We start from the raw sequence: 2,019 nt of genomic DNA on the forward strand, positions 1-2,019 counted from the left end.
AGGCGGGTGAGGAGCGCTGCCATGCCTGCCTGGAGGACCATGAACACGGTGCTGCCCGACTGCTGCGCCAACTCCACCATGCGCCGATGGAGTTCGCCATCGACCGTGAGCTTGACGGTTGTCCCTTCGTACGAGGCGACCGCAGGCCGCGCCCGGTCGGTGGGGAAGCTCACCAGCTCCGGCATGCCGTGCAGCTGCTGCGTCCAGTAGTCGACCTGCCGCCGGAAGAGGCTCTCGGGGTCGCTCTCCTCTCCGAGCAGGTCGCGCTGCCACAGGGTGTAGTCCGCGTACTGGACGGGGAGTTCTGTCCACTTGGGGGCGGCTGCCTGGGACCGGGCGGCGTATGCCGTGACCACGTCGCGGGCCAGCGGGCCCATCGACCAGCCGTCGGCCGCGATGTGGTGCAGCAACAGCAGCAGGACGCTCTCGCCGTCACTCACGTCGAAGAGCCAAGCGCGCACGGGTACTTCGGTGGAGAGATCGAAGCCGTAGCGGGCCGTCTCCTCCAGAGTCGGTGCGAGGTGCGACTCGACGATCGTGCGGTGCTCCCAGCCGAAGTCAGCCTCCGCGACGTCGAGCACCCGCTGATACGGCCGTCCTTCGACCTCCGGGAAGACCGTGCGCAGCGACTCGTGCCGACCGAGCACGTCGCGCAGGGCGCTGTGCAGCGCCTGGGAGTCCACGGCCCCCGTCAGACGGAAGGCCAAAGGCATGTTGTACGTGGCCGAGCGGCCCTCCAGTTTGTGGAGGAACCAGAGACGGCGCTGCGCGAACGAGAGGGGGATCAGGTCCGGGCGCTCCACCGCGGTGAGTGCCGCGCGGGTGCGACTTCCCTGGTTCACCCGCTGAGCGAGCCCCGCCACGGTGGGCGTCTCGAAGACGTCCCTGACCTGAAGCTCAGCGCCGAGAACGCTCCGGACGCGGCTGGTGAGCCGAGTGGCGAGGAGGGAGTGCCCGCCGAGGTCGAAGAAGCTGTCGCCGATGCCGATCCGGTCGATGCCGAGGACTTCCGCGAAGAGCGTGCACAGAACCTGTTCCTCGGCGGTGCGCGGGCCGCGGCTGTCACTGCCGACCGCGTGGTCGGGCATCGGCAGTGCCCCGCGGTCGAGCTTTCCGTTCGGGGTGCGCGGCAGACGGCCCAGTGCCACAACCGCCGAGGGCACCATGTAGTCGGGCAGCTGCTCGATCAGACGTCGGCGTGCCGCGTCCACGACCGCGCCGATGCCGCGTGCGGTGCGCGGGCTGTTCGTCCGGGGGCCGGCCGCGGCCTGCGGCAGGTACGTCCCGGACAGCACACCATGATCGGTGTCCGACGGGAGGACCACGGCATCGAAGAGCTCCACCGCCTGCGGCGACCAGGTGGTCACGATCCGCAGGCCGAGGTCGGCTCCGAGCGCCACCACAGCCGCCGGATCCACGCCGGAGCTCATATGGCCGTGCTCAAGACCGTCGAGCCGGCGCTCTGCGGCGATGTCGGCCATCAGACGTGCGTTGGGGATCCCCGATATGCGCAAGGGCCCGTCCACGCTCCTCAACAGCTCGGTGAGGTCTGTTTCCGGGTTCCAGGGGATGTGGCTTGCGTTGGTGACGTCGAGGGTGTGGGGGGTGTTCTTGTGGAGGACGGCTTCGTAGCGGTGGCGGGTGAGTTCGTTGTGGTGGGTGCCTTGTTTGAGCTGGATGTCGACTGCGTTGATCCGGTGGTCTTGTGTGGCCAGGTCGGTGAAGTAGTCGGGGGCGACGACGAGTTCTTTTTCGAGCATGACGGCGCGGTCGACGGTGGTGGGGGTTGCTGTGCCGCGGTGTTGGTGGACGGCTGCGTGTAGTGCGCGCAGTGTTCGGGCGTTGCGGACGTCGCCGATGATGATGCGGCCGCCGGGGGTGAGTAGGTCGAGGGCGTGGTCGATCACGCGCGAGAGGTAGTGGTTGTCGGGGAAGTACTGGATGACTGAGTTGATGAGGATGGTGTCGAAGTGGTCGGCGGGTAGTCCGTCGAAGGAGTCGGCGGGCTGGCAGTGCAGG

Annotated in this window: 1 protein-coding gene; it reads right to left on the bottom strand. The window is 68.3% G+C overall.

Annotated elements, in window-relative coordinates; all coding sequences use genetic code 11:
- A partial coding sequence (locus tag AB0B50_RS44625; RefSeq protein WP_362343859.1) for a condensation domain-containing protein occupies positions 1–2,019 on the bottom strand: 2,019 nt, incomplete at both ends.

The organism is Streptomyces sp. NPDC041068 (genome assembly GCF_040647455.1).
Classification (GTDB): Bacteria; Actinomycetota; Actinomycetes; order Streptomycetales; family Streptomycetaceae; genus Streptomyces.